The organism is Wenzhouxiangella sp. YN9, assembly GCF_056324165.1.
This window is the reverse complement of sequence record NZ_JBJNIP010000068.1, coordinates 1-269: the sequence shown is the minus strand read 5'-3', so window position 1 is coordinate 269 and position 269 is coordinate 1. Positions and strand designations below refer to the sequence as shown.

General features: G+C 53.5%; 1 protein-coding gene. It reads right to left on the bottom strand.

Features of this window, described 5'->3' with window-relative positions:
* On the bottom strand, positions 1–269 hold a 269-nt coding region (locus ACEWQ0_RS04630), incomplete at both ends, for a hypothetical protein (protein WP_476484659.1).

The following is a 269-nucleotide window of genomic DNA, read 5'->3' as shown; positions in this document are numbered from 1 at the left end:
GCACCACTGGAATCTAAAGAGGCAATTATTGTATGCGCCCGGACGGTGGTCTTGTGATGAATAGCCGGCATTGGCGGACAGTTGCTTCAAAACCTTGCAAACGCGAAGGGCAAAGCCAGAAAACCGTGGAACCACGGAATTCACGGAAAGCACGGAAAAATATTGACTGGTTCTAAGGCTTTCAGGCAACTGTCCGTCAATGCCCGCTATGGATGGCAAGGCCGCCGCCGGGGCGCATACAATAACGCGCTTGTCCCCAACCATCGGGA